This is a genomic window from Xanthomonas sp. LMG 12459, from assembly GCF_009192905.1.
In the GTDB taxonomy this organism is placed as follows: domain Bacteria; phylum Pseudomonadota; class Gammaproteobacteria; order Xanthomonadales; family Xanthomonadaceae; genus Xanthomonas_A; species Xanthomonas_A sontii.
Genome location: NZ_NSGT01000129.1, coordinates 1 through 1651, shown reverse-complemented (window position 1 = coordinate 1651; position 1651 = coordinate 1). Strand labels below are relative to the sequence as shown.

1 protein-coding gene is annotated in these 1651 nt (G+C 51.5%); it reads right to left on the bottom strand.

Features of this window, described 5'->3' with window-relative positions:
* Positions 1-761: 761 nt before the first annotated feature.
* A complete protein-coding gene (locus CEK65_RS20740) occupies positions 762-1307 on the bottom strand; it encodes a DUF4189 domain-containing protein (RefSeq protein ID WP_226980667.1) in 546 nt (181 codons plus the stop codon).
* Positions 1308-1651: the final 344 nt, after the last annotated feature.

Genomic DNA, 1651 nt, shown 5'->3' with positions numbered 1-1651 from the left:
GAATTTTATATCCATATATCACCACGACATTCTAGAATTTCTCGAAAATCTGCTCCGTGCATGCCGTATACACCACTTTGCACTCGGCCTCTGGAGTTGATTTATTAGCTTCCATGCAATCCGTCTCGACTATTCTACTCGCCTCAGGAATTGAGCTAGCACCAACAAATCTAACTCGCCCAGTGGCAAAAGGTTGACCTTCAATGTGCGGCTCTGCTATTGCCACGCATTGATTATGATATCTAAATGCAACCTTGCAATTCGTTAATCCACGAGAACCACAGCGTCTCAGCGCGTCCGCCTCAGCCTCCACCTTCGATAACTTACCCGTAGTGACTCCATAGATAGTGGCAGAATCTGTTGAGCCCTGTGCGATAGCTCCCCAAGTCGTAATCCATTTCCCAGATGGTTGCGGCGCTACTGATTGTTGTTGATAGTAGCCTGCTGGAATCGGCGTACAGGAAGCTATCGCGCCATTAGCCTGAGCAGGCAACTGACCAGGTGGACACCCATTCTCCGCGTATACAGCACCTGTGTAAAAACAGACTGCAAGGAAGATGAATGATTTAAACCTCATATCCACCTCATTCCAATCTAAATAAATTGACTACTATCTCGCTTTGAATTGCCTCTAGCACCACTCCCTTCAGAGACCGATGATTGCAGCGATATAGTGTACAACAGGCACGCAGAAAGCAATCCAAGCTTCTTCATGGCGCACCCTCCTGCGTTTGGCGCCCCTCTTTAGCGCCCACAAAATTCTAGAATTTTTCGAATATCTGCTTAGTACAGGCTTGATAAACCACCTTGCAGTCAACCCCGAGCACTGAACTGTTAGTTTTTTTACAGTCAGTCTGAGCGATTTTCGTCGCTTCTGGAATCGATACGGCCCTAGCAAAGCTAACCCGCCCTGCACTTATCGGCAATCCGTTCGTTTGCGGCTCAGCAATTGCAGCACATTGGTTGTGATAACTAATAAAGACTCGGCAGTCTTTTTCCCCATGGGAAGCGCAGCGCCTGAGCGCATCTGCCTCGGCTTCAGGCTTAGATAGCTTGCCCGTAGTTACTCCATAGTTTGTCGTATCGTCTATTGATCCCATAGCGATAGCTCCCCATGTCGTGATCCACTTGCCCGAAGGCCGTGATACGGGAGCCTGCTGTTGGTAGTAGCCAGGTGGAACTGGCGTACATGAATTCATTGCGCCATTGGCCTGTGCCGGGAGTTGCCCTGGCGGGCATCCATTCTCTGCATATGCTGAACCTATGAAGAAGAAAATGGCGAAGGGAAATGACAGCTTGAATTTCATGTGCATCTCGTCGCTAAGTGAATCGGCTGCTATTGCTGTTGGCATTGCCCCTGGCACCACTACCCTCAGAGGATTGCACTGCATTTTGTAGCCCCGACGATGAGTTCCCGTGCCTAGGTAGAGAGCCATTGTTCGATGCAGCAGATGTATCGTTGCCACGCTGCGGCGGCGTATAAGACCCCGGCGGCTGCCCCTGCGGTCCAGGCGAAGACGCTGCACCACCGGCGAACGCCGAGAAGTGCATGAAGGACGCCATGCTGCCTTGCCACAGCGCGGCAGCCATCGGCGGCACTGAGACGATGAGCAAGGTCATCAGGAGCCCGATCCCTCCCTGCTGCAGCGCC

What these genes read in the sequence shown, in the direction of transcription:
- CEK65_RS20740 (WP_226980667.1), bottom strand. Translation starts at nt 1,307, where the DNA reads ATGAAATTCAAGCTGTCATTTCCCTTCGCCATTTTCTTCTTCATAGGT.